The organism is Pseudomonas sp. WMBT8, from assembly GCF_050916005.1.
In the GTDB taxonomy this organism is placed as follows: domain Bacteria; phylum Pseudomonadota; class Gammaproteobacteria; order Pseudomonadales; family Pseudomonadaceae; genus Aquipseudomonas.
This window is the reverse complement of the sequence record NZ_CP188096.1, coordinates 1,434,769-1,456,337: the sequence shown is the minus strand read 5'-3', so window position 1 is coordinate 1,456,337 and position 21,569 is coordinate 1,434,769. Positions and strand designations below refer to the sequence as shown.

General features: G+C 62.1%; 19 protein-coding genes. 8 read left to right on the top strand and 11 right to left on the bottom strand.

The features are described from left to right. Positions 1-43: 43 nt before the first annotated feature. Positions 44-571, bottom strand: a complete 528-nt coding sequence (locus ACO77H_RS06390) for a helix-turn-helix domain-containing protein (protein ID WP_169956775.1) — start codon at positions 569-571, stop codon at positions 44-46. A gap of 157 nt (positions 572-728) precedes the next feature. Here ACO77H_RS06390 and ACO77H_RS06385 point away from each other — a divergent pair, with 157 nt between their 5' ends. The 6 genes from ACO77H_RS06385 (at position 729) to ACO77H_RS06360 (ending at position 7,800) form a co-directional block, all read left to right on the top strand. Then, entirely contained in the window at positions 729-1,511 is a 783-nt protein-coding gene (locus tag ACO77H_RS06385) for an aldolase (protein ID WP_169956777.1), read from the top strand. A 25-nt stretch (positions 1,512-1,536) separates the two neighbouring features. Beyond that, positions 1,537-2,424 (top strand): dihydrodipicolinate synthase family protein, encoded by an 888-nt coding sequence (locus tag ACO77H_RS06380; protein ID WP_170058367.1) that lies wholly within the window; start codon positions 1,537-1,539, stop codon positions 2,422-2,424. Between the two features lie 179 nt (positions 2,425-2,603). Next, positions 2,604-3,143, top strand: a complete 540-nt coding sequence (locus tag ACO77H_RS06375; protein WP_169956781.1) for an RNA polymerase sigma factor — start codon at positions 2,604-2,606, stop codon at positions 3,141-3,143. Beyond that, complete coding sequence (locus ACO77H_RS06370; RefSeq protein ID WP_432755169.1) at positions 3,140-4,108, top strand: FecR family protein; 969 nt, start codon at positions 3,140-3,142, stop codon at positions 4,106-4,108. The genes ACO77H_RS06375 and ACO77H_RS06370 overlap by 4 nt, the downstream gene beginning before the upstream one ends. A 118-nt stretch (positions 4,109-4,226) precedes the next feature. After that, entirely contained in the window at positions 4,227-6,794 is a 2,568-nt protein-coding gene (locus ACO77H_RS06365) for a TonB-dependent receptor (protein WP_170042882.1), read from the top strand. Between the two features lie 106 nt (positions 6,795-6,900). After that, positions 6,901-7,800, top strand: coding sequence for a DMT family transporter (locus ACO77H_RS06360; protein ID WP_099167892.1), 900 nt, complete (start codon positions 6,901-6,903; stop codon positions 7,798-7,800). Between the two features lie 105 nt (positions 7,801-7,905). Here the strand turns inward: ACO77H_RS06360 and ACO77H_RS06355 are convergent, their stop codons facing one another. The 4 genes from ACO77H_RS06355 to ACO77H_RS06340 form a co-directional block, all read right to left on the bottom strand. Further along, complete coding sequence (locus ACO77H_RS06355; protein WP_432755168.1) at positions 7,906-9,123, bottom strand: class I SAM-dependent methyltransferase; 1,218 nt, start codon at positions 9,121-9,123, stop codon at positions 7,906-7,908. 144 nt (positions 9,124-9,267) lie between these two features. Next, positions 9,268-9,885: a TPM domain-containing protein gene (locus tag ACO77H_RS06350; protein WP_169956789.1), complete on the bottom strand. Its 618-nt coding sequence runs from the start codon at positions 9,883-9,885 to the stop codon at positions 9,268-9,270. A 28-nt stretch (positions 9,886-9,913) separates the two neighbouring features. Next, positions 9,914-10,639, bottom strand: a complete 726-nt coding sequence (locus ACO77H_RS06345) for a TPM domain-containing protein (RefSeq protein WP_169956791.1) — start codon at positions 10,637-10,639, stop codon at positions 9,914-9,916. Continuing rightward, positions 10,639-11,247, bottom strand: coding sequence for a LemA family protein (locus ACO77H_RS06340; protein WP_029297013.1), 609 nt, complete (start codon positions 11,245-11,247; stop codon positions 10,639-10,641). The genes ACO77H_RS06345 and ACO77H_RS06340 overlap by 1 nt, the downstream gene beginning before the upstream one ends. A 257-nt stretch (positions 11,248-11,504) precedes the next feature. Here ACO77H_RS06340 and bglX point away from each other — a divergent pair, with 257 nt between their 5' ends. Then, complete coding sequence (gene bglX, locus ACO77H_RS06335; RefSeq protein ID WP_170042886.1) at positions 11,505-13,796, top strand: beta-glucosidase BglX; 2,292 nt, start codon at positions 11,505-11,507, stop codon at positions 13,794-13,796. A 128-nt stretch (positions 13,797-13,924) separates the two neighbouring features. Here the strand turns inward: bglX and ACO77H_RS06330 are convergent, their stop codons facing one another. The 6 genes from ACO77H_RS06330 to ACO77H_RS06305 form a co-directional block, all read right to left on the bottom strand. Continuing rightward, on the bottom strand, positions 13,925-15,082 hold the full coding sequence (locus ACO77H_RS06330) for a phospholipase D-like domain-containing protein (RefSeq protein WP_169956795.1): 1,158 nt from the start codon (positions 15,080-15,082) through the stop codon (positions 13,925-13,927). A 1-nt stretch (position 15,083) separates the two neighbouring features. Further along, positions 15,084-15,674: a YceI family protein gene (locus tag ACO77H_RS06325; protein WP_169956797.1), complete on the bottom strand. Its 591-nt coding sequence runs from the start codon at positions 15,672-15,674 to the stop codon at positions 15,084-15,086. 188 nt (positions 15,675-15,862) lie between these two features. After that, positions 15,863-16,633: an IclR family transcriptional regulator gene (locus ACO77H_RS06320; protein WP_169955539.1), complete on the bottom strand. Its 771-nt coding sequence runs from the start codon at positions 16,631-16,633 to the stop codon at positions 15,863-15,865. 55 nt (positions 16,634-16,688) lie between these two features. Further along, a complete protein-coding gene (locus tag ACO77H_RS06315) occupies positions 16,689-18,125 on the bottom strand; it encodes an amidase (protein ID WP_432755167.1) in 1,437 nt (478 codons plus the stop codon). Beyond that, a complete protein-coding gene (locus tag ACO77H_RS06310; RefSeq protein WP_169955537.1) occupies positions 18,122-19,432 on the bottom strand; it encodes a citrate-proton symporter in 1,311 nt (436 codons plus the stop codon). Before ACO77H_RS06310 ends, ACO77H_RS06315 begins: the two co-directional genes overlap by 4 nt. Positions 19,433-19,490: 58 nt before the next feature. After that, on the bottom strand, positions 19,491-20,666 hold the full coding sequence (locus tag ACO77H_RS06305; protein ID WP_432755166.1) for a M20 aminoacylase family protein: 1,176 nt from the start codon (positions 20,664-20,666) through the stop codon (positions 19,491-19,493). A gap of 444 nt (positions 20,667-21,110) precedes the next feature. Here ACO77H_RS06305 and ACO77H_RS06300 point away from each other — a divergent pair, with 444 nt between their 5' ends. Beyond that, the gene (locus ACO77H_RS06300) at positions 21,111-21,560 is read left to right on the top strand and encodes a hypothetical protein (protein ID WP_169955535.1); all 450 of its coding nucleotides are present in this window, start codon (positions 21,111-21,113) and stop codon (positions 21,558-21,560) included. Positions 21,561-21,569: the final 9 nt, after the last annotated feature.

Genomic DNA, 21,569 nt, shown 5'->3' with positions numbered 1-21,569 from the left:
CGCTCCCACACAAGCCAGCTCCTACATTGACCGCGTTCCAGGCCTATTCTTCGGCGCTGTGCACCACCACCAGCAACTGCGCCTGCACCTCGCCCACCGAGCGGATCCGGTGGGGCTTTTGTGCATTGAAGTGCAACGCATCACCGCGCTCGAGCAGCACCCGTTCGTTCATGAAGTCCACTTCCACCCGGCCTTCATGCACAAACAGAAACTCCTCCCCCAAATGCTCCTTGAAGGTCTTGTCGCTGAATTCTGCCGGCGGGTAGATGATAAACGGCAGCAGGCTGCGCTCACTGACCTGGTGGGCCAGCACCGCGTAACCCGGTGCAGTGTCGGGCCGCTCGTGGCTGCGCACCAGGCTGTAGCTGTCGAGGCTGACGCTGTCTTCGCTGAACAGCTCCTCGACCTTGACGTTCAGCGCCTTGGCCAGTTTCAGCGCAGCGGCAATCGACGGGGTGTTCAAGCCACGTTCGACTTTGGACAGGTAGCTCTTGGTCATCCCGGATTTTTCGGCCAATGCCTCCAAGGTGACACCGAGTTTTTTTCTCAATAATTTCAAACGGATAGACATGCGCAGCGATTAATCCAAGCAGGAGGCGATGATTATTGCTTGCCAATGACACATTGTGTCATATAGCCTCTTTAGTGTCATTTGCAGAACCCAACGACCTTGCGAGCAGCGGGAACCAGCAAATCGACGTCCAATGAACCACCCAAAGGACACCGATATGGCCAAGACATTAGCACTCCCCAAAGAACAACTGGTCAAGCAAGCGCTGACCCAGATGCAAAGTACCCTGGCGGATAATACGTGGACCGACCGGCAAAAGCTGGCCCTGACCTGCCGTATTCTGTTCGAGAACGGCCACGACTCGGGCCTGGCCGGGCAGATCACCGCCCGCGGCCCGCAGCCTGGTACCTACTACACCCAGCAACTGGGCCTGGGTTTCGATGAAATCACCGCCAGCAACCTGCTGCTGGTCAACGAAGACCTGGAAGTGTTGGAAGGCCACGGCATGCCCAACCCGGCCAACCGTTTTCACAGCTGGGTGTACCGTGGCCGGCCGGATGTGAACTGCATCATCCACACCCACCCGACCCACATCGCCGCGCTGTCGATGCTCGAAGTACCGCTGCAGGTGTCACACATGGACCTGTGCCCGCTGTACGAAGACTGTGCGTTCCTCGAAGCCTGGCCGGGTGTGCCGGTGGGTAACGAAGAAGGCGAAATCATCACCGAGGCCCTGGGCGACAAGCGCGCCATCCTGCTGTCGCACCACGGCCAGTTGTCCACCGGAAGCACCATCGAAGAAGCCTGCGTGATCGCGCAACTGATCGAACGGGCGGCCAAACTGCAATTGCTGGCCATGGCCGCCGGGACCGTCAAGCCGATCCTGCCGCAGTTGGGACGCGAGGCCCATGACTGGATCTCCAAGCCCAAGCGCCACGGCGCCGCGTTCAACTACTACGCTCGGCAGAACCTGCGCCAACACGCCGATTGCCTGAACTGAAGCCTTTTTCGACCGGAGACATTCCATGTCCAGCCCTACAATTCACGGCATCATCGGCTACACCATCACCCCGTTCAGCGCCGACGGCAGCACCCTTGACCTCGACGCCCTGGGCCACTCCATCGACCGTTTGATCGACAGCGGCGTGCATGCTATCGCGCCGCTGGGCAGCACCGGTGAAGGCGCCTACCTGAGCGATGCCGAGTGGGATGAAGTCAGCGCCTACAGCATTCAAAAAGTCGCCAAGCGCGTGCCGACCATCGTCAGCGTGTCCGACCTGACCACCGCCAAGGCCGTGCGCCGCGCACGTTTTGCCGAAGCCGAAGGTGCCGATGTGGTGATGGTGCTGCCAACGTCGTACTGGAAGCTCAGTGAAGCGCAGATCCTGGCGCACTACGCGGCCGTCGGCGACAGCGTTGGTGTGCCGATCATGCTCTACAACAACCCGGCCACCAGCGGCACGGATATGTCGGTGGAGTTGATCCTGCGCATCGTCAACAGCGTTGATAACGTGACAATGGTCAAGGAGAGCACCGGCGACATCCAGCGCATGCACCAGTTGTACCGCCAGGGTGAAGGCCAGGTGCCGTTCTACAACGGCTGCAATCCACTGGCCCTGGAAGCGTTCGCCGCCGGGGCCAAGGGTTGGTGCACCGCTGCGCCGAACCTGATCCCGCAGCTCAACCTGGATCTGTACCAGGCGGTGCAGGCCAACGACCTGAACCGGGCACGCGAACTGTTCTATCGGCAGTTGCCGGTACTGGACTTCATCCTCAAGGGTGGCTTGCCGGCGACGATCAAGGCCGGTTTGCGCATGACCGGGCTGGAGGTGGGTGATCCGCGGTTGCCGGTGTTCCCACTGGACATGGCGGGTCAGGCGCAGTTGCAGAAGCTGCTGGCCGCGTTGCGCTAAAACACCCCCTGTAGGAGCGGGCTTGCCCGCGATAGCGGTGGATCAGACATACCGCCATCGCGGGCAAGCCCGCTCCCACAGGGGAATGCATGCATCGCTAAATTTACGGAGACAAATAGCAATAATTCTCGATATCATTCGCGACTTTTCTGCAGCGTGCTGCGTCAAGAAGGATATCCATGTCTCGTTTCAAGCCCGACCCGTTGTCGGCCGACGCCTTTCGCGGGTTTTATGCAGATATCCTGCATTACCTGCGCAAACGCACGGACAACGCCAGCGACGCGGCGGACATGACCCAGGATGTCTTTACCCAATGGCTGGACTACCGCGACCGGAGCAAGGTCGAGCAGCCACGGGCCTTTTTGTTTCAGATGGCGCGCAACCTGCTGCGCGACCACTGGCGCAAACAGAAGGTGCGGCACAGCGTCCATCATGAACAGGGCGAATGGGATGCCGAGCCTGTCACCGACGAGCAAAACGATCCTATGGCCGCCGCCCTGCGCCTCCAACGCCTGGAACAGTTGAAAGAAGTCCTCGCCGAACTCTCGCCCCGCAGGCGAGAAGCCCTTATGCTGCACCGCTTCGAAGGCCTGAGCCAGGCGCAGATTGCCGAGCGCATGGGCGTTTCGATCAGCATGGTGGAAAAGCACATTGCCTTTGCCCTGCTGCACTGCAAGCAGCGACTTCAAAAAGACCCGGGCAAGGAGCAGCCAGAATGACCCGCTTGAGCAACCGCGACGGCCACGAAATTGATGAGCACGACACCATCGATGCCCAGGCTGCCAGTTGGTTTGCGCGCAATCGCAACGCAAGCAGCACGCAGGAGCGCAAGGCCTTCGCCACCTGGCATGCCGTGCCGGCCCATGCGCGCGCCTACGCCGAATTCGAACAGCTGTGGACCGACCTTGGCGAACTGCAGCAACTGAATAAACCCGTGCCCTTGCCCACGCGCCAGCCCGCGCCCTGGCGCCCCGCCCTGGCAGTGGCGGCCGCGCTGGTCTGCGCCTTGCTCGCCAGTAACCTGGGCGCCCCGCGCGGGCTCTACCACACCGAGGTCGCGGCACAGGACAGAGGCATGCGCACCCTGGACCTGCCGGACGGCAGCACCTTGTACGTCAACGCCAGCACGCAGTTGCGCGTGGACTTCGATGCCCATCGCCGCGTGATCCATCTGGACCAAGGCCAGTTGTACGTGGAGGTGGCGCCCGACAAGGAGCGGCCATTGTTCGTGCGCGCTGGCGAGGCCGATGTGCGGGTGGTGGGCACCGCGTTTGATGTGCGCCGCAGCCAGCAGCAGTTGGTGGTCAGCGTGGCCCACGGGATGGTTGCCTTCGCCCCCGACCAAAAAGCCAGCGCCGTCATGCTCGGCGCCCAGCAGCGGGCAACCTACAACTACGCCAAGGGCTCCGTGCAGCAACAACGCCTGGCCGTTGGCGAAGTCGCCGACTGGCGCAGCGGGCACCTGTCCTTTCGCAACCGTGAACTGGCCAGCCTGCTAGATGAGCTGAGCCTGTACCGGCCCAAGGCCGTGGTGTTGGCCGATGGCCCGGTGGCGCAACTGAAGGTTTCCGGCAACCTCGATGTGAATGACCCGGACGCGCTACTCAATGCCCTGCCGGCCTTGTTGCCGGTGAAAACCGTGCCCCTGGCCGACGGCAGGATCCGCATCGAAGCACGCAAATAGCACCACTTGAGAATATTTTGCATTCGCATGTGAGGATTTTTTTTCCTGCCGCGTCTTCCTCCGGTCTGCGTTTGATACGCATGCCTTTTTTGGCTATTTAGCCGCCTTGGGGGATTTCATGTTTCGCGCGCCTTGCCTTGCCCAGCACCTGTTTGTTCGACCGACACTGATCGCCGCCTGCCTGACCGTCAGCCTCACGGCCCAGGCCGAGTCGTTCACCCTGCAACTGCCGGCCCAACCCTTGGCCACGTCCCTGAGCCAGGTTGCGCAACAGGCAAAAATCCAGCTGCTGTTCGATGAAGACCTGCTCAAGAATATCCAGGCGCCCGCGCTCAACGGTGATTTCACCCCCGAAGTGGCGATCCGTACCCTGCTCAAGACCGGCGAGTTCACTCTGATCAAAGTAGGCAGCACCTATGTCGTGCGCCCCGAGGAAAGCCGCACCACCAACAGCGCCAGCGTGCAGTTGGACGCCTTGAGCGTGATCGGTACCGGTAACCAGGTCGACGCCAGCACCGTCGGCCGCTCCACCCTGTCCCAGGCCGATATCGACCGCCTGCAGCCCAACAACATCGCCAGCCTGGTGCAGACGCTGCCGGGGGTGACCATGGGCGGCTCGATGAAACCGGGCGGGCAGATCATCAATATTCGCGGGATGGGCGAGGCCGAAGACGTACCGATGACGGTCGATGGCGCGACCAAAAGCGGTTTCGAGCGCTATCAGCAGGGCACCGTGTTTATCGAGCCCGAGATGATCAAGAGCGTCGAGGTGGAAAAAGGCCCGCACTCGGCCTTCACCGGTAACGGCGGGTTCGGCGGTACGGTCAACATGGTCACCAAGGATGCGCCGGACCTGCTCAAGGACGGGCGCAACAGCGGTGCGATGCTCAAGTACGGCTATGCCAGCAACGACCACGAACAGGTCTACAGCGGCGCCGTGTATGGCCGCACCGATGACGGGCGCATCGACGCCCTGGCCTACCTGACCAAGCGTGACGGCGGCGACATGAAGCTGGCCGCAGCACGCGACTATGACAGCAAGGAATACCCGATCAACCCGCAGCGCCTGCCCAACAGCGCCCAGGATGTGGACGGTCAACTGTTCAAACTGAACATGTACCTGACCGATGAGCACAGCCTCGGTTTCTCCTACTCCCGGGCCAACAGCGAACGCTGGACACCTTTCTCGGCCAGAAGCTACCCATCGCCACCGCGCAAGACCGATATCGACCGCTATGGCTACGACGCGGCCGTAAGACGGTTCCTGGCCAACCGCCACACCGTCGATACCACGTGGTCAGGCAAGTACGAATACCAGCCCCTGGATAACCCGCTGATCGACATGAAGCTCAGCTACTCGGAGTCCAATACCGACCAGACCGACGAACGCGACGCCACGGCCGTCGTCGGTCTGTCCACCGGCGGGCGCAAGATGGACACCGCCTACACCGACAAGATCCTGGAGCTGCGCAACATCAGCCGCTTCAACAGCGGCCCGCTGGACCATGCCTTGACGACCGGCGTACAGATCCGCAAGCACATCCGCGATACAGAAAGCTGGATGCCCGGCGCAACCTACAACACGCCCAAATACAACTACGGGCATTTCCAGCCGGCCTTCATGCCCCACGGCAAAGTCGACACCAACGCGTTCTACATCCAGGACGCGGTGACCCTGGGCGACGTGACCATCACCCCGTCCCTGCGTTATGACCACGTGGTCAACCGTGGCAAGGCCAACGATGCGCCGTACTACAGCAACCCCGACCCGGCCTACGGCCACGACTACAGCGACCGCACCTATGCCGGCTGGTCGCCGCGCCTGGCAGCGTTCTGGAAAGTCACCCCGGACGTGGTGATGTTCGCCAATTGGAGCCGCACCTGGCGCGCCCCGGTGATCGACGAGCAATACGAAGTCCAGGGCCTGGGCAGCCGCACCTCCACCAGCCGCAATCTGGACCCGGAACGCATCACTGCCATCACCGTGGGTAACGTCACCAGCTTTGCCAACGTGATGGCCAGCGGCGACAGCCTGCAACTGCGTACGACGTTGTTCCACAACAAGATCGAAGACGAGATCTTCAAGGCCACCGGGATTGGCTGCAAGGAACAAAACTCCCAAGTCGGCTCCATCGCCGATGTCTGCACCGACATGGCGTCAAAGGCCAACTACCGCAACATCGGCAGCATGACCATCAAGGGCTTCGAGCTCGAAGGCTACTACGACTCGACCTATCTGTTCGGCTCCCTGAGCTACTCGTGGGCCACCGGAAAACGCGAAAACCCTTACACCAACCCGTGGGCCAGCGACATCCACGTCTGGGCCCGGGACATTCCACCGGCCAAGTGGGTCGCTGTGCTTGGCACCAAAATTCCCGCCTGGGACGCACAAGTGGGCTGGCAAGGCCAGTTCGTGCGCAAGACCGATCGTTTGCCCAGCGACAAATATTCGAGCGGCCTGAACAGTGGCTTTGGCGACCTGTTTTACGACCAGTACGCCAACGACAGCTACGACACCCAGGGCCTGTTCGCCAAATGGACGCCGCAACAGGCGTACCTCAAGGGCACTGAAGTCAACTTCACCGTCGACAACCTGTTCAACCGCAGCTACATGCCAGCCTTGAGCGGCGACAGCGCCACCAGCGTCGGGCGCAACGCCAAGATCAGCGTGACCCGCTTCTTCTAACCGCCCAACTGTACGGTTCAATCTGCACCCAGCTGTAAGCCCGCGTCCTGCGGGCTTTGTGGCTAGATGGGCAGCACCTGCCTGCCCATTCAATCCGGTTGCTCCCATGAATTCGCGCGAAAACACCGGCATGGCCCTCGGCCTGCTCGGCGTCATCATCTTCAGCCTGACCCTGCCCTTCACCCGCATCGTGGTGCAGGAAATCCATCCATTGCTCAATGGCCTGGGCCGCGCCTTGTTCGCGGCGGTGCCGGCGGCCCTGCTGTTGCTCTGGCGCCGCGAAGCCTGGCCGACCTGGCGCCAGGTGCGCGGCCTGGCGCTGGTGATTGCCGGGGTGATCCTCGGCTTCCCGGTGTTGTCGGCCTGGGCCATGCAAACCCTGCCCGCCTCCCATGGCGCCCTGGTCAACGGCCTGCAACCGCTGTGCGTGGCACTGTATGCGGCGTGGCTGTCCCATGAGCGTCCGTCAAAAGCTTTCTGGGCCTGCGCGGCACTGGGCAGCGCGTTGGTGCTCGGCTATGCGTTGATCACGGGCGCCGGCAGCATCCAGGCTGGCGACCTGCTGATGCTCGGGGCGATTGCCGTGGGCGGCCTGGGGTATGCCGAAGGCGGCCGACTGGCCAAGGAGATGGGCGGCTGGCAGGTGATCTGCTGGGCGCTGGTGCTGTCGACGCCGCTGTTGATCGGGCCGGTGACGTACCTGGCGCTGCAACATGAAGGCGCAATCTCGGCGCGCACCTGGTGGGCGTTTGGCTACGTCTCGCTGTTCTCGCAGTTCCTGGGGTTCTTTGCCTGGTATGCCGGGCTGGCCATGGGGGGGATCGCGCGGGTCAGCCAGATCCAGCTGTTGCAGATCTTTTTCACCATCGCCTTTTCCGCGCTGTTTTTTGGCGAGCACATCGAGCCGATTACCTGGCTGTTTGCCTGCGGGGTGATCGTCACGGTGATGCTGGGGCGCAAGACAGCTGTGCAGCCTGCACCGGTCTCCAAGGCGAGCACGATCTGATGTGGGAGCTGGCTTGCCTGCGATGCAGGCACCTCGGTGTATCAGGTAAAACGAGGTGATGCTATCGCAGGCAAGCCAGCTCCCACATTTTGATTTGCGTCATTCTCAGGCCAGGTAACCATCCGCCCGCAGCAGGGTTTCCAGGCAGTGTTCGGTGATGTTGTAGAACGCCTTGAGCTCCTGGATTTTCTCCAGGAGTTGAGCGTTGTCCACCTGCTCGGCACGCTTCACGGCCAGGATCATCTTGTTCTTGTTGGTGTGTTCCAACGAGATGAACTCAAACACCTTGGTCTCATAGCCGCACGCCTCAAGGAACAACGCACGCAAGCTGTCGGTGACCATCTCGGCCTGCTGGCCCAGGTGCAGGCCGTATTGCAGCATCGGCTTGAGCAGTGCCGGGCTCTGGATCTGCAAGCGGATCTGTTTGTGGCAGCACGGCGAGCACATGATGATCGACGCCCCGGAGCGGATGCCGGTATGGATCGCGTAGTCGGTGGCGATGTCGCAGGCATGCAGGGCGATCATCACGTCCAGCTCGCTGGGCGCCACGCTGCGCACGTCACCGCACTTGAACACCAGCCCCGGGTGCTCCAGGCGGGCGGCGGCGTTGTTGCACAGGGTCACCATGTCTTCGCGCAGCTCCACGCCCGTCACCTGGCCTTCGGCCTTGAGGGTGTTGCGCAGGTAGTCGTGGATGGCGAACGTCAGGTAACCCTTGCCCGAGCCAAAATCCGCGACGCGTACCGGCCGGTCCAGTTGCAAGGGGGATGAGGTCAGCGCGTGGCTGAACACTTCGATGAACTTGTTGATCTGTTTCCACTTGCGCGACATCGCCGGGATCAGCTCGTGCTTGGCGTTGGTCACGCCCAGGTCGGCGAGAAATGGCCGGCCAAGGTCGAGGAAGCGGTTTTTCTCACGGTTGTGCTCGGCCGATGGCGATTCACGCAACTGCTGGGGTTTGCTTTTGAACAGCGAGCTTTTGTTCTTCTTGCTGTATTCCAGCTGCGCTTCGTCGGTCAACGACAACAGGTGGGCGTTCTTGAACGAGGCCGGCAACAGCGCGGCAATCGTCGCGACGCCGTCTGCCAGGGCGAAGTTCTTGGTGATATCGCGGGTCTTGTAGCGATAGACAAAGGACAGGCACGCCTGCTCCTTGACCGTCACTGCCTTGATGATCAGGCGTTGCAGCTCAACCTCATCGCCCACGTACTTGGCCAGCACCAGCTTGATAAAGGCATTCTGCTCGAGGCTTGCGCGCAGCAACTCGATGAACTGGGCATGATGATCCGGCGCGGGGCTGGCAGGTTTAGCGGTGACAGACATGAACAAAAACGCCTCGGGCAGGGAATGCCGGGCATTTTAGGGGGGATGGCGCGCCAGGGCACGGAGTTATTTGCCCAACGGTCAGTGCGATTGAAAATGCCGCTTGTGTAGGAGCTGGCTTGTGTGGGAGCTGGCTCCTACAGGTTATTTCAGGACGACCAGGCGGTTGGGCAGTTCATTGCGCGTGTGGGTCTGGGGCACATGCACCTTGAGCAGTTCGCCGCAGGCCTCAATGCACGTGATAAACCCCGCCAATGTCTGCCCCTGTTTCACCTGCTGGGTAAACGTCTTGACGATAGCGTCCCAACTGCTGTCATCCAGCCGCTTGGAAATCCCGTCGTCCACCAGGATCTCCACATAGCGCTCGGCCTCACTGACAAAAATCAACACCCCGGTGCTGCCCAGGGTGTGGTGCAGGTTCTGCTCCAGGAACTGCCGGCGCGCCAGGTTCGATGCGCGCCAATGCCGCACCGAGCGCGGGATCAGGCGAGTGGTGATGGCCGGCAGGCGGAACACCAGGCACAGCACAATGAACGTCGCCCATTGCGCCAGCAGCAAGGTGTGCATGGTCAACCAGCCCGACAGGTAATGCACGATCCCCGGCACCACCAACGCCACCACACTGGCCCACAGCAGCGGGATGTAGGCGTAGTCGTCGGCGCGGGCGGCGAGTACGGTCACCAGTTCGGCGTCGGTCTGTTGCTCGACCCTGGCGATCGCTTCGGCGACCTGGCGCTGCTCGTGTTCTGTCAGTAAAGCCATGGTTGTAGATGCTCTTTAGTTATTGTCATTACCAGCCACCCGAAGCCCCGCCGCCGCCAAAACCGCCACCGCCGCCCCTGAAGCCACCGCCCCCGCCGCCACCGCCGCCACGCCCGCTGCTGCTGAGAATCGCCAGCAGGATGGCGCCCACCGGCAGCCCCATGCGGTTGCACAGCCACAACACCACCAGCAACAGGATGAACAGGCCGATGGAAAACACCGGGTTGTCCTTGGCAAAGTTGGGGTCCGCCACATGGGCGGGCACCGCCAACGGCTCGCCGCCGACCACCTGGATCATGGCCGCCACGCCGTCGCTGATGCCCTGGGTGAAATTGCCCGCCTTGAACTTGGGCGCAATCACCTGGTTGATGATCACCCACGACTGCGCATCGGTGAGCACGCCCTCCAGGCCGTAGCCCACTTCGATGCGCAACTGACGCTCGTCCCGGGCCACGATCAACAGCGCGCCGTTGTCCTTGCCCTTCTGGCCGATGCCCCAGTGCCGGCCCAGTTGATAACCGTAGTCTTCAATGGGCAGGCCTTGCAGGTCGGGCACCGTGACGACCACGATCTGGTCGCCGCTGGTTTGCTCCAGCGCCTGCAATTGCTGGCTCAGTTGCGCACGCACCGGCGGGTCGATCATCTGCGCGTTGTCGACCACCCGCCCAGTCAGCGCCGGGAAGTCCGGCGCCGCCTGGGCAGTCAGGCTAAAGGCCAGCAGCAGCGCCGCCAGCCACCCAGCACGCCAGGTCATCAGAATTTCACTTGCGGCGCTTTATCGGCATCGGCACTGGTGGCCTCGAAGTTGGCGCGCACCGGCAGATCGCTGTACATCACGCTGTGCCACAGGCGGCCTGGGAAGGTACGGATCTCGGTGTTGAAGGCCTGCACGGCGGCGATAAAGTCGCGACGGGCCACGCTGATGCGGTTTTCGGTGCCTTCAAGCTGCGATTGCAGGGCCAGGAAGTTCTGGTTGGCCTTGAGGTCCGGATAGCGCTCGGACACCACCATCAGGCGGCTGAGGGCACCGCTCAGGCCTTCCTGGGCCTGCTGGAACTGCTTGAGTTTTTCCGGGTTGTCGAGGGTGCTGGCATCGACCTGGATCGAGGTCGCCTTGGCCCGCGCTTCGATCACCGCGGTGAGGGTGTCCTGTTCATGGGCTGCATAGCCCTTGACCACTTCCACCAGGTTGGGGATCAGATCGGCACGCCGTTGATACTGGTTCTGCACCTGGGCCCAGGCCGCCTTGACCTGTTCGTCCAGGGTCGGGATCTTGTTGATGCCGCAACCGCTCAGCACGCTGCTGATCAGTAGCAGGGCCGCGGCTTTCCAGCCCCATCGAATAGTCTGTGCTGCTTGCATGGTGTGTCTCCTGACCAACCTTATGGAATTTGACGACTGACCCTATACATCACGCGCTTGGGGCATAATCCGCCACTACTGGATTACAGCGAGCCAATCAGCTAAAAGATGCCCTTCTTTATGGATAGTTCATAAAGAGCTGAGAAGTGTGCGGTATTTATCCACACAACACCCGAACAACAATAGTCGCTCCCCACATTTTGGCCGAGCCGTGTTTTTTACCTGAACACTGCGCAGTTCGCCGAAAAAGGATATTCATGAAAAAGCTGTGTTTGCTGGGCCTTGTTGCCACTCTGGCCAGTCACTCCGTCGTTGCCGAGACCAAGCCCGCTGCGCTTAAGGACAAGGACGCGTTCGTCAGCGACCTGCTCGGACAGATGACCCTGGATGAAAAGATCGGCCAGTTGCGCCTGATCAGCATCGGCCCGGAAATGCCCCGCGAGATGATCCGCAAGGAAATCGCCGCCGGGCGCATTGGTGGCACGTTCAACTCCATCACCCGCCCGGAAAACCGTCCGATGCAGGACGCGGCGATGCGCAGCCGCTTGAAGATCCCGATGTTCTTCGCCTATGACGTGATCCACGGCCACCGCACTATTTTCCCGATCAGCCTGGCCCTGGCCTCGAGCTGGGACATGGACGCCATCAGCCGCTCCGGGCGCATTGCCGCCAAGGAAGCCGCCGCCGACAGCCTCGACATCACCTTCGCGCCGATGGTCGATATTTCCCGCGACGCGCGCTGGGGTCGGACCTCCGAAGGGTTTGGCGAAGACACCTACCTGGTGTCGCGCATCAGCGAAGTGATGGTCAAGGCCTTCCAGGGCCCGAGCCCGGCCCAGGCCGACAGCATCATGGCCAGCGTCAAGCACTTCGCCCTGTACGGCGCAGTGGAAGGCGGGCGCGACTACAACGTGGTCGACATGAGCCCGGTCAAGATGTACCAGGACTACCTGCCGCCCTACCACGCGGCAATCAAGGCCGGCGCCGGCGGGGTGATGGTGGCGTTGAACTCGATCAACGGCGTGCCTGCTACCGCCAACACCTGGCTGATGAACGACCTGCTGCGCAAGGAGTGGGGCTTCAAGGGCCTGACGGTGAGCGACCACGGTGCGATCTTCGAGCTGATCAAGCACGGCGTGGCCAAGGACGGTCGCGAAGCGGCCAAGCTGGCAATCAAGGCCGGCATCGACATGAGCATGAACGACCAGCTCTACGGCAAGGAACTGCCAGGGCTGCTGAAATCCGGCGAGATCGAGCAAAGCGACATCGACAACGCGGTGCGTGAAGTGCTCGGTGCCAAGTACGACATGGGCCTGTTTGCCGACCCATACCTGCGTATCGGCAAGGCCGAGGATGATCCGGCCGACACCTATGCCGAAAGCCGCCTGCACCGCAGCGAAGCCCGCGACATCGCGCGGCGCAGCCTGGTATTGCTGAAAAACCACAACGACACCCTGCCGCTGAAGAAATCCGCGACCATCGCCCTGGTCGGCCCGCTGGCCAAGGCCCCCATCGACATGATGGGCAGTTGGGCCGCCGCCGGTAAGCCCGCGCAATCGGTGACCCTGCTGGACGGCATGAACGCGGTGATCGGCGAAAAGGGCCAGGTGATCTACGCCCGTGGCGCCAACATCACCAGTGACAAGGCGGTGGTGGACTACCTGAACTTCCTCAACTTCGATGCCCCGGAAGTGGTGGATGACCCGCGCTCGGCCCAGGTGCTGATCGACGAAGCGGTCAAGGCCGCGAAAAGCGCCGATGTGGTGGTGGCCGCCGTGGGCGAGTCCCGTGGCATGTCCCACGAATCCTCGAGCCGTACCGACCTGAACATCCCGCAAAGCCAGCGCGACCTGATCAAGGCCCTGAAAGCCACGGGCAAGCCGCTGGTGCTGGTGTTGATGAACGGCCGGCCACTGTCGATCCTCGAAGAGCACCAGCAAGCCGACGCGATCCTGGAAACCTGGTTCGCCGGCACCGAAGGCGGCAACGCGATTGCCGATGTGCTGTTCGGTGACTACAACCCGTCGGGCAAGCTGCCGATCACCTTCCCACGCTCCGTGGGGCAGATTCCGACCTACTACAACCACCTGACCATTGGCCGGCCGTTCACCCCGGGCAAACCGGGCAACTACACCTCGCAGTACTTCGACGACACCACAGCTCCCCTGTATCCGTTCGGTTATGGCCTGAGCTACACCCGTTTCAGCCTGTCGGACATGGCGCTGTCGTCCACCACCTTGAACAAGACCGGCAAGCTCGACGCCAGCGTCACCCTGAAAAACACCGGCAAGCTCGACGGCGAGACCGTGGTGCAGCTGTACATCCAGGACGTGGCCGGCTCGATGATCCGCCCGATCAAGGAACTGAAGAACTTCCAGAAGATCCTGCTCAAGGCCGGTGAATCGAAGGTGGTGCACTTCAGCATTACCGAGGATGACTTGAAGTTCTACAACACCCAGCTCAAGTTCGCCGCCGAACCTGGCCAGTTCAATGTGCAGATCGGGCTGGACTCCCAGGATGTGCAGCAGCAGAGCTTTGAACTGCTCTGATTGAAGCTGTAAACACGGTCAATGTAGGAGCTGGCTTGCCTGCGCTGCAGGCACCTCGGTCTATCAGTTACACCGAGGTGCTGCCATCGCTGGCAAGCCAGCTCCTACAGTTGATTGCGGTGTGTTCCCTACCCTCTTCGATCCAGCAGATTGACCACCAACCGGTCGATCCACCCCCACACCCGCTGCTTGACCCGCCGCCACAACGGTCGGGCCTTCCACGCCTCCAGGCTGACCGCCTGGCTCTGGGCGAAATCACGCTCGAAACTGCCCGCCACCGCCAGCGTCAACTCAGGGTCCAGCGCTTCCAGGTTGGCCTCCAGGTTGAAGCGCAGGTTCCAGTGATCGAAATTGCACGAGCCGACGCTTACCCAATCGTCCACCAGCACCATCTTCAGGTGCAGGAAACACGGCTGGTATTCAAAGATCTTCACCCCCGACTTGAGCAGGCGTGGGTAGTAGCGGTGGCCGGCGTAGCGCACCGAAGGATGGTCGGTGCGCGGCCCGGTGAGCAGCAGGCGCACGTCCACACCACGCCCGGCCGCCCGGCGCAGGGCCCGGCGTACGCCCCAGGTGGGCAGGAAGTACGGCGTGGCTAGCCAGATACGGCGCTGGCCGCTGTTCAAGGCGCGGATCAGCGATTGCAAAATGTCCCGGTGTTGGCCGGCGTCGGCATACGCCACCCGCCCCAGGCCGGGGCCGGTCGCCGGCACTTTGGGCAGGCGCGGCAAGCCAAAATGCGTCGCCGGCTTCCAGGCACGACGGTGGTCGTTGACCCGCCATTGGCGGTCGAACAGGGCTTGCCAGTCCTGCACCAGCGGGCCGCTGATCTGCACCATGACCTCGTGCCACTCACAGGTGTCCTGCCCAGGGGTCCAGAACTCATCGGTGACCCCAGTGCCGCCCACCACGGCGATGCTCTGGTCGACCAACAACAGCTTGCGGTGGTCGCGGTAGAGGTTGCGCATCCAGCGGCGCCAGCGCAGGCGATTGTAAAAGCGCAACTGCACCCCGGCCTCGAGCAAGCGGCGCCGCAGGCTGAGGGTAAATGCCAGGCTGCCGTAGTCATCGAACAGGCAACGCACCTGCACCCCGCGCTCGGCCGCCTGCACCAGGGCCTTGACCATCTCTTCGGCGCAGGCGCCCGCCTCCACCAGATACAGCTCAAGCTCTACCTGGCGCTCGGCACGGGCGATCGCCACGAGCATCTGCGGGAAAAAATTCGGGCCGTCGATCAGCAATTCGAAGCGGTTGGCGCTGCGCCAGGGGAACACCGCGCCGCTCATGTCAGCGCGCCGTGAAAATCAGCACCGCACCCACCGGCACCGACAGGCTGATCGCGTCCAGGCCAGCGGCCTTGCGCAGAGTCTCGACACCGGTGAGCAAGTCAAAATCCTTGGCGTGCAGCACCAGTGGTTCCAGGGTCACCACCTGGAACCGCCGGTCGTCCAGGCGCGTTGCCAGCAGTTCGGCGTTGTAGGTCTGGGTCTTGCCATGCAGGGTGACCGACAGCGGCAGGCGCAACTCCAGTTGTGCGCCGGTAGCCAGGTCGTTGATCGGCTGCAGATTGATTTGCGCGTTGATCAGCGCGTCGGGGTAGGTCTTGATCTGGAACAGGTCGTTGCGCATGCGCTCATCGCGCAGCGGGATGCCGCTGTTGACCGACTCCAGTTCAACCTGCAACTGCGCCGCGCCGTTCTCTTCGACCTTGCCATGCAGCACCAAGAAGCGCTGGACTTCGGAGATATCGGTGTTTTTGGTGGTGACGAACGACAGCCGTGAGGATTCGTTATCCAGGTACCACGCAGCCTGCGCGGGCATGGCGGCAGCGGCCAGCAGCAAGAGGGCCAGGGGTTTGAGGATGGATGTGTTGAACATTAAACACTCGCGCGCAGAAAAACCTGCTCGAACATTAACTGGCCGGCCTGCTGCACGCAATGTAACGGTCCCGGCAATTTAACTGTGGGAGCGGGCTTGCTCGCGATAGCGGTGGGTCAGTTAATAGATATTTGACTGACCCACCGCTATCGCGAGCAAGCCCGCTCCCACACAAACCAGCTTGCACCTTAGGCCAGTGCCTGCTGCACGCCTTGCACGGTGGCCTCAAGGCTCGCCAGATGCAAACTCAGCACCCGCTCCACCGGCGCCTGGTGCATCGGCCAGTGCAACGCCATGCTCCCTACCAATCGGCCATTGGCCCGCACCGGCAGCGCCACCGCGCGGATCAGGAACGGCAGGCGCACCGGGTATTCCCAGTACCCTTCGGTACGCTGGCCAAACCCCTGGTGCTGGGATTGCTCGCAGGCGCGGTATTGATCATCGGCCGCCACATGCTCGCGGCTGGCCAGGCGCTGCACTTCTTCTGCGGCAAGTTCAGCCAGGCATGCCTTGCCCATGGCTGAATGAAACAGGCTGGCATGCTGGCCAACGATCTGGCAGTTGTTCGGGTACAGCTTGCGCAACACCGTAGGGATCGCGCTTTCCATGACTTCCAGGCGTTCACCGTCAAAGTTCGACAAGTCCGCCACCAGCCCGGTGCGTTCGCTGAGTTCCAGCAGCCAGGGCGCCGCGCACTCCACCAGGCGCCGCTTAAAGCGTTGCTGGGTATCGCCGAACAAGCGCTGGGCGCTGAGACGGTAGCGTCGGTCGCTCAGGCCGCGATAGATCCAGCCCTGTTCTTGTAGGGTCAGCAGCATGCGCGAGACCGTGGCCTTGGGCAGGCGTGTCAGGTAATGCAGTTCCTCAAGCCCCAGGGCCTGGTGCTCACCGAGCAACTCGATGATGGCCAGTGCCCGCTCCACGGAGCGCACAGTCCCTGTGTCGACGTTGCTGCCCATGGCTGACCTCCCGGTTGCTGATGGTTGAGCGAATTTCACAGCAAGATACAGGCCGTCACCCGCTCAAGCATTCCGGAGGGCGACGCTGCACCCAGTGCGTCAGTTGTTCGTGGGCATACGCCAGTTGCAGCACCGCGCGATCCGCCTGGGCCGGGCCGATGATTTGCAGGCCCATGGGCAAGCCTTGCGGGTTGAAGCCCACCGGCACACTCATGCTCGGCAGGCCGGCCAATGTGGGGCCGATCACCACCTCCATCCAGCGGTGATAAGTGTCCATGGCCTGCCCCCCGACGACGCGTGGCCAGGGCTGTTGTGCATCGAAAGGGAACACTTGTGCCGTGGGCAGCAGCAGGAAATCGTAACGTTCGAACAACCTGGCCAGGGCGCGGTACCAGTCACTGCGCGCCAGCGACGCCTGATACACATCCGCCGCCCTCAGGCCCAGGCCGCCCTCGACTTCCCACTGCGCTTCAGGCTTGAGCAACGCACGTTTTTGCGGATCGGCATACGCCGCCCCCAGCGTGCCCTGCACCAGCCAATGGCGATGGACCAGCCAGGTTTGCCACAGGCGCTCCATGGAGAAATCCGGCTGGCAGCTTTCCACCTCGCAACCCAACGCGCTGAAGTCGCCGAGGGCCGATTCACACAGCGCCATTACGCCGTCGTCCATCGGCAGATAGCCGTTGTAGTCACCCAGCCAACCCAGACGCGCGCCCTTGAAATCCCGGGCCAACGGCGCGCCGAATACGCTGGGGTCGTCCTTGAGCGACAACGGCACCCGCGGGTCATAACCGGCCTGGGTGCCCAACAGCCGCGCCACGTCCGCCACACTGCGCCCCATCGGGCCTTCGGTGGCCAGTTGCTGGACAAACACCTCCGGCGCCGGGTCATGGGGCACGCGGCCCTGGGACGGGCGCAGGCCGAATACGTTGTTGAACGCCGCCGGGTTGCGCAGCGAGCCCATCATGTCGCTGCCATCGGCCACCGGCAGCATGCGCAGCGCCAGGGCCACCGCCGCCCCGCCGCTGCTGCCGCCCGCGACCAGGGTCGGGGCGTAGGCATTGCCGGTGGTGCCGAACACACGGTTGTAGGTCTGCGAGCCGAGGCCGAACTCCGGCACGTTGCTCTTGCCGATGAGTATCGCGCCGCTGGCCCGCACCCGCGCCACGGCGATCGCGTCTTCAGTGGGAATCTGTTCGGCGAACAGTGGCGAACCCAGGGTGGTGCGCAGGCCCTTGGTCGCCGCCAGGTCCTTGATGGCCTGGGGCATGCCGTGCATCCAGCCGCGGGAACGGCCCTGCTTGAGCTCAAGATCACAGGCGCGGGCTTCGGCCAGCACATCGGCTTCGTCGCGCAGCGACACCAGGGCATTGACCAATGGATTGAAGCGCGCGATCTGCGCCAGATAGGCCTGCATCACTTCGTGGCAGGACACCTGCCGGGCATGGATCGCCTGGGACAGCTCCAGCGCATCCAGTTCAACGATGTTCAAGGTTTCACCCCCTTGGCAAACCGCGCCGGCGCTGCAGCCCTTGGCGCCTCATGCATGCAGTAAGTGCCCAGCAGCGTCAGGACGCAAGCGAACAGCACATAAAACGCCGGAGCTACCGGTGTCTCCAACACCTTGCTCAGCCACGTCACAATCAGCGGGGCAAAACCGCCGAACAGCATCACCGCCACGTTGTAGGCCACCGACACGCCGGTGGAGCGCACCTCGATGGGAAACTGCTCGGCCAGGGCCGTCGGCGCCGGGCCGAAGAAGCCGCCGATGGCGATGCACAGCATCACCTGCATCACCAGCAAGCGCTCGATGGACGGCGCCGCCGCGACCCATACATACAGCGGGTAGACCATCACGAAAAACGCCAGGGTGAAGGCCATCAGCACCGGCCGCCGGCCCAATCGGTCAGAGAGCAGGCCCGACAAAGGGATGACCACGGTCATCAGCGCCACGGCGAACATCTGCACCATCAACACCTGGTCCAGAGGCAGGCCGAGGTTCTTGTGGGCGAAGGTCGGCATATTCACCAGCACCACGTAGAACGACACCGTCGCACCACAGGCCAGGCCCATGCTCACCAGAATGCTGCGCCGATGCTCACGCAGCACTGTCATCAGGCTTGGCGCCGGGCCGGTGGCCTGTTTGCGTGCTTCGATAAATTCCTCGGGGTCTTCCATGTGCCGGCGAATCCACAAGCCCACCGGGCCGATCAGCAGGCCGAACACAAACGGCAGGCGCCAGCCCCACAGGTCGAGGGTCTCAGGGGAGAAGAAATGGGTGACCAACGCCACCATCGCCGCGCCGCCAAACACAGCCAAACACTGCCCGACCAATTGCCAGGAGCCGTACAGGCCCTTGCGATGGGCCGGTGCGCTTTCCACCAGGAACGCCGTGGCGCTGGCATATTCGCCGCCGGTGGCAAAGCCCTGGAGCATCCGCGCCACCACGATCAACAGCGGCGCGCCCATGCCGATGGCGGCGTAGTTGGGCGCAAACACGATCAGCGCGATAGACACTGTCATCAAGCGGATAATCAACTGCATGGCGGCCTTGCGGCCTTTGCGGTCGGCATACATACCGAGCAGGATGCCGCCCACCGGGCGCATGAAAAAGCCCACGCCGAAGGTGGCCAGGGCCATCAGCAGCGACGCGTATTCATCATCCGAGGGGAAAAACTGCCGGGCGATGATGCTGGCCAGAAAGCCGTAGACGATGAAGTCGTACCACTCCAGCGCGTTGCCGACCACCGCCGCTACCACTTGCCGGGTGCGGGACACGCCTTTTATTGAAGTCTGCATGAGAACACTCCATTCAACCTGTTGAGGAAAGGTCCAGCGGCAGGAAAAAGGCAGGTGGTCAGGCCGGCTTGAGCCAGCTCTCGGCCAGGGCGCCCCAGTAGGCGGCACCGGTCAGCAGGATCTCGTCGTTGAAGTCATAGGCGGGGTTGTGGACCATCGGCCGCGACACGCCGTTGCCGATAAACAGGTAGCTGCCGGGGCAGCGTTGGAGCATCCAGGCGAAGTCTTCGCTGCCCATCAGCTTGGGCGTGTTGGCGTCAACCGCCGCTTCACCGAGCAAGGCAACGCCGACCTGGCGGGCGAACTCGGTTTCATCGGCATGGTTGACCAGCACCGGATAGGCCGGGCGGTGTTCGATCTGCGCGGTGCAGCCAAAGCTGGCGGCCTGGGTCTGGATGATCGCCTTGACCCGCTCCAGCATCTGCTCGCGCACCGGCGCATTGAGGGCGCGCAGGCTCAGGCGCAGGATCGCCTGCTGGGGAATCACGTTGGCGGCCTGCCCTGCTTGCAGGGCGCCGACCGTGACTACCGCCGCTTCCTGGGCATTGATGTTGCGCGCGACCACCGTCTGCAAGGCCATCACCGTACTGGCGGCGGCCACCAGCGGGTCCACGCTCAGGTGCGGCATGGAGCCGTGGCCGCCGACGCCTTCGAGGGTCACGGTGAGCAGGTCCTGGGAAGCCATCATCGGCCCGGTCCGCAGGCCCAGGTGGCCGGCGGGCAAGCCGGGCATGTTGTGCATGCCGAACAGGGCGTCACAGGGAAAGCGCTCCAGCAAGCCATCGGCGAGCATCGCTTCAGCGCCGCCCTGGCCTTCTTCGGCCGGCTGGAAAATCAGGTTGAGGGTGCCGTCGAACCGGCGCGTCGCCGCCAGGTAACGCGCGGCGCCCAGCAGCATGGCGGTGTGACCGTCGTGACCGCAGGCATGCATGCAGCCGGCGTGCTGGCTGCTGTAGGCGACGCCGGTGTTTTCAATAATCGGCAAGGCGTCCATGTCGGCGCGAATCCCCAGGGTACGCGGGCTGCTGCCATTGCGCAGCACGCCCACCACGCCGGTGTGGCCGATGCCGGTATGTACTTCAAACCCCCAGTTCTTCAGGGATTGGGCGACCAGGGCCGAGGTGCGGTTTTCTTCGAACCCAAGTTCAGGGTGGGCGTGGATGTCCTGGCGTACGGCGTGCAGGTCGCTGGCGACATCGCTCAGCCAATCCAGGATGTGCTGGTGTGGGCGCATGGTGACTCTCCTCGCAGGCGGGTATTCCCGTTCTTTTTTGTGGCACCGCCACAGATAACCGCGATGGGCGGGCGAGGACAATCAAAGGTGGTTCCACCCTGTGGAACCTTGTGGCAATAGGTGAGCACGCTTGCTTGAACTGAACTACGAACTGCCCCCAACAGGCTCATCCCTCACAGCGGAATCGCCTATCAGAGTGATAAAGAGCCAGTTTATTCACGTAGCAACATCTACACCATGAGTTCTGGGCACCAAACAACCAGGAGCGATGGGCACGTGGAGGAAAGTTATCCAAATCTCTCAAGCAAAAAACTCTAAAGGTTCAAGAGAAAACAAAAAAACAATATAAAAAACTGTCACTTTTCACAGTATTCAAAATACGCACAAAAAAATAAAACTACCTTCGAGCCACAACATCACAACCCACACCTAGGAAAAATTATCATGAAAAACTTCAGCACAGAAAAATGCCTATTGGCTTGCTTCGTAGTTTTGACTGCAATCACAAACGCCAATGCAGCACTAGACCCGAAATGTTACGACAACATCCAGGTCGCCAAAGGTATCAGCGACACCCCGCTAAAAAACCCCGATGGCAGCGATAAGATGGTAGGTACCAAAAAACCCATCAGCATCGATATTGCGTTTCCAAATCCCTTACCCGCAGGCGGCACCGCCACTTTTGACCTTTCTAAATCAAAAGTACCTAGTGTGGAAATGGAAACCCCTGCCCCAGTGCTTCATCCAGAGTTCACACTAATCTCTTCCACCAAATACACCTACACTTACAAAATCCCCATCCGTGCAAGTGACTATCACGGAAAGTTTACGGTAATAGACACTTACTGCGGCTTTTCAAACTCACAAACCAAGTTGCTCATGCCTGTCAGGTAAATCACCACA

Bases quoted from the DNA above. Each gene is read 5' to 3' on its own strand.
- ACO77H_RS06345 (WP_169956791.1), bottom strand. From the start codon at position 10,639: ATGACCTGGCGTGCTGGGTGGCTGGCGGCGCTGCTGCTGGCCTTTAGC.
- ACO77H_RS06365 (WP_170042882.1), top strand. From the start codon at position 4,227: ATGTTTCGCGCGCCTTGCCTTGCCCAGCACCTGTTTGTTCGACCGACA.
- ACO77H_RS06385 (WP_169956777.1), top strand. From the start codon at position 729: ATGGCCAAGACATTAGCACTCCCCAAAGAACAACTGGTCAAGCAAGCG.
- ACO77H_RS06355 (WP_432755168.1), bottom strand. From the start codon at position 9,123: ATGTCTGTCACCGCTAAACCTGCCAGCCCCGCGCCGGATCATCATGCC.
- ACO77H_RS06325 (WP_169956797.1), bottom strand. From the start codon at position 15,674: ATGTTCAACACATCCATCCTCAAACCCCTGGCCCTCTTGCTGCTGGCC.
- ACO77H_RS06305 (WP_432755166.1), bottom strand. From the start codon at position 20,666: ATGCGCCCACACCAGCACATCCTGGATTGGCTGAGCGATGTCGCCAGC.
- ACO77H_RS06330 (WP_169956795.1), bottom strand. From the start codon at position 15,082: ATGAGCGGCGCGGTGTTCCCCTGGCGCAGCGCCAACCGCTTCGAATTG.
- ACO77H_RS06375 (WP_169956781.1), top strand. From the start codon at position 2,604: ATGTCTCGTTTCAAGCCCGACCCGTTGTCGGCCGACGCCTTTCGCGGG.
- ACO77H_RS06320 (WP_169955539.1), bottom strand. From the start codon at position 16,633: ATGGGCAGCAACGTCGACACAGGGACTGTGCGCTCCGTGGAGCGGGCA.
- ACO77H_RS06310 (WP_169955537.1), bottom strand. From the start codon at position 19,432: ATGCAGACTTCAATAAAAGGCGTGTCCCGCACCCGGCAAGTGGTAGCG.
- ACO77H_RS06390 (WP_169956775.1), bottom strand. From the start codon at position 571: ATGTCTATCCGTTTGAAATTATTGAGAAAAAAACTCGGTGTCACCTTG.
- ACO77H_RS06340 (WP_029297013.1), bottom strand. From the start codon at position 11,247: ATGCAAGCAGCACAGACTATTCGATGGGGCTGGAAAGCCGCGGCCCTG.
- ACO77H_RS06380 (WP_170058367.1), top strand. From the start codon at position 1,537: ATGTCCAGCCCTACAATTCACGGCATCATCGGCTACACCATCACCCCG.
- ACO77H_RS06370 (WP_432755169.1), top strand. From the start codon at position 3,140: ATGACCCGCTTGAGCAACCGCGACGGCCACGAAATTGATGAGCACGAC.
- ACO77H_RS06350 (WP_169956789.1), bottom strand. From the start codon at position 9,885: ATGGCTTTACTGACAGAACACGAGCAGCGCCAGGTCGCCGAAGCGATC.
- ACO77H_RS06300 (WP_169955535.1), top strand. From the start codon at position 21,111: ATGAAAAACTTCAGCACAGAAAAATGCCTATTGGCTTGCTTCGTAGTT.
- bglX (WP_170042886.1), top strand. From the start codon at position 11,505: ATGAAAAAGCTGTGTTTGCTGGGCCTTGTTGCCACTCTGGCCAGTCAC.
- ACO77H_RS06360 (WP_099167892.1), top strand. From the start codon at position 6,901: ATGAATTCGCGCGAAAACACCGGCATGGCCCTCGGCCTGCTCGGCGTC.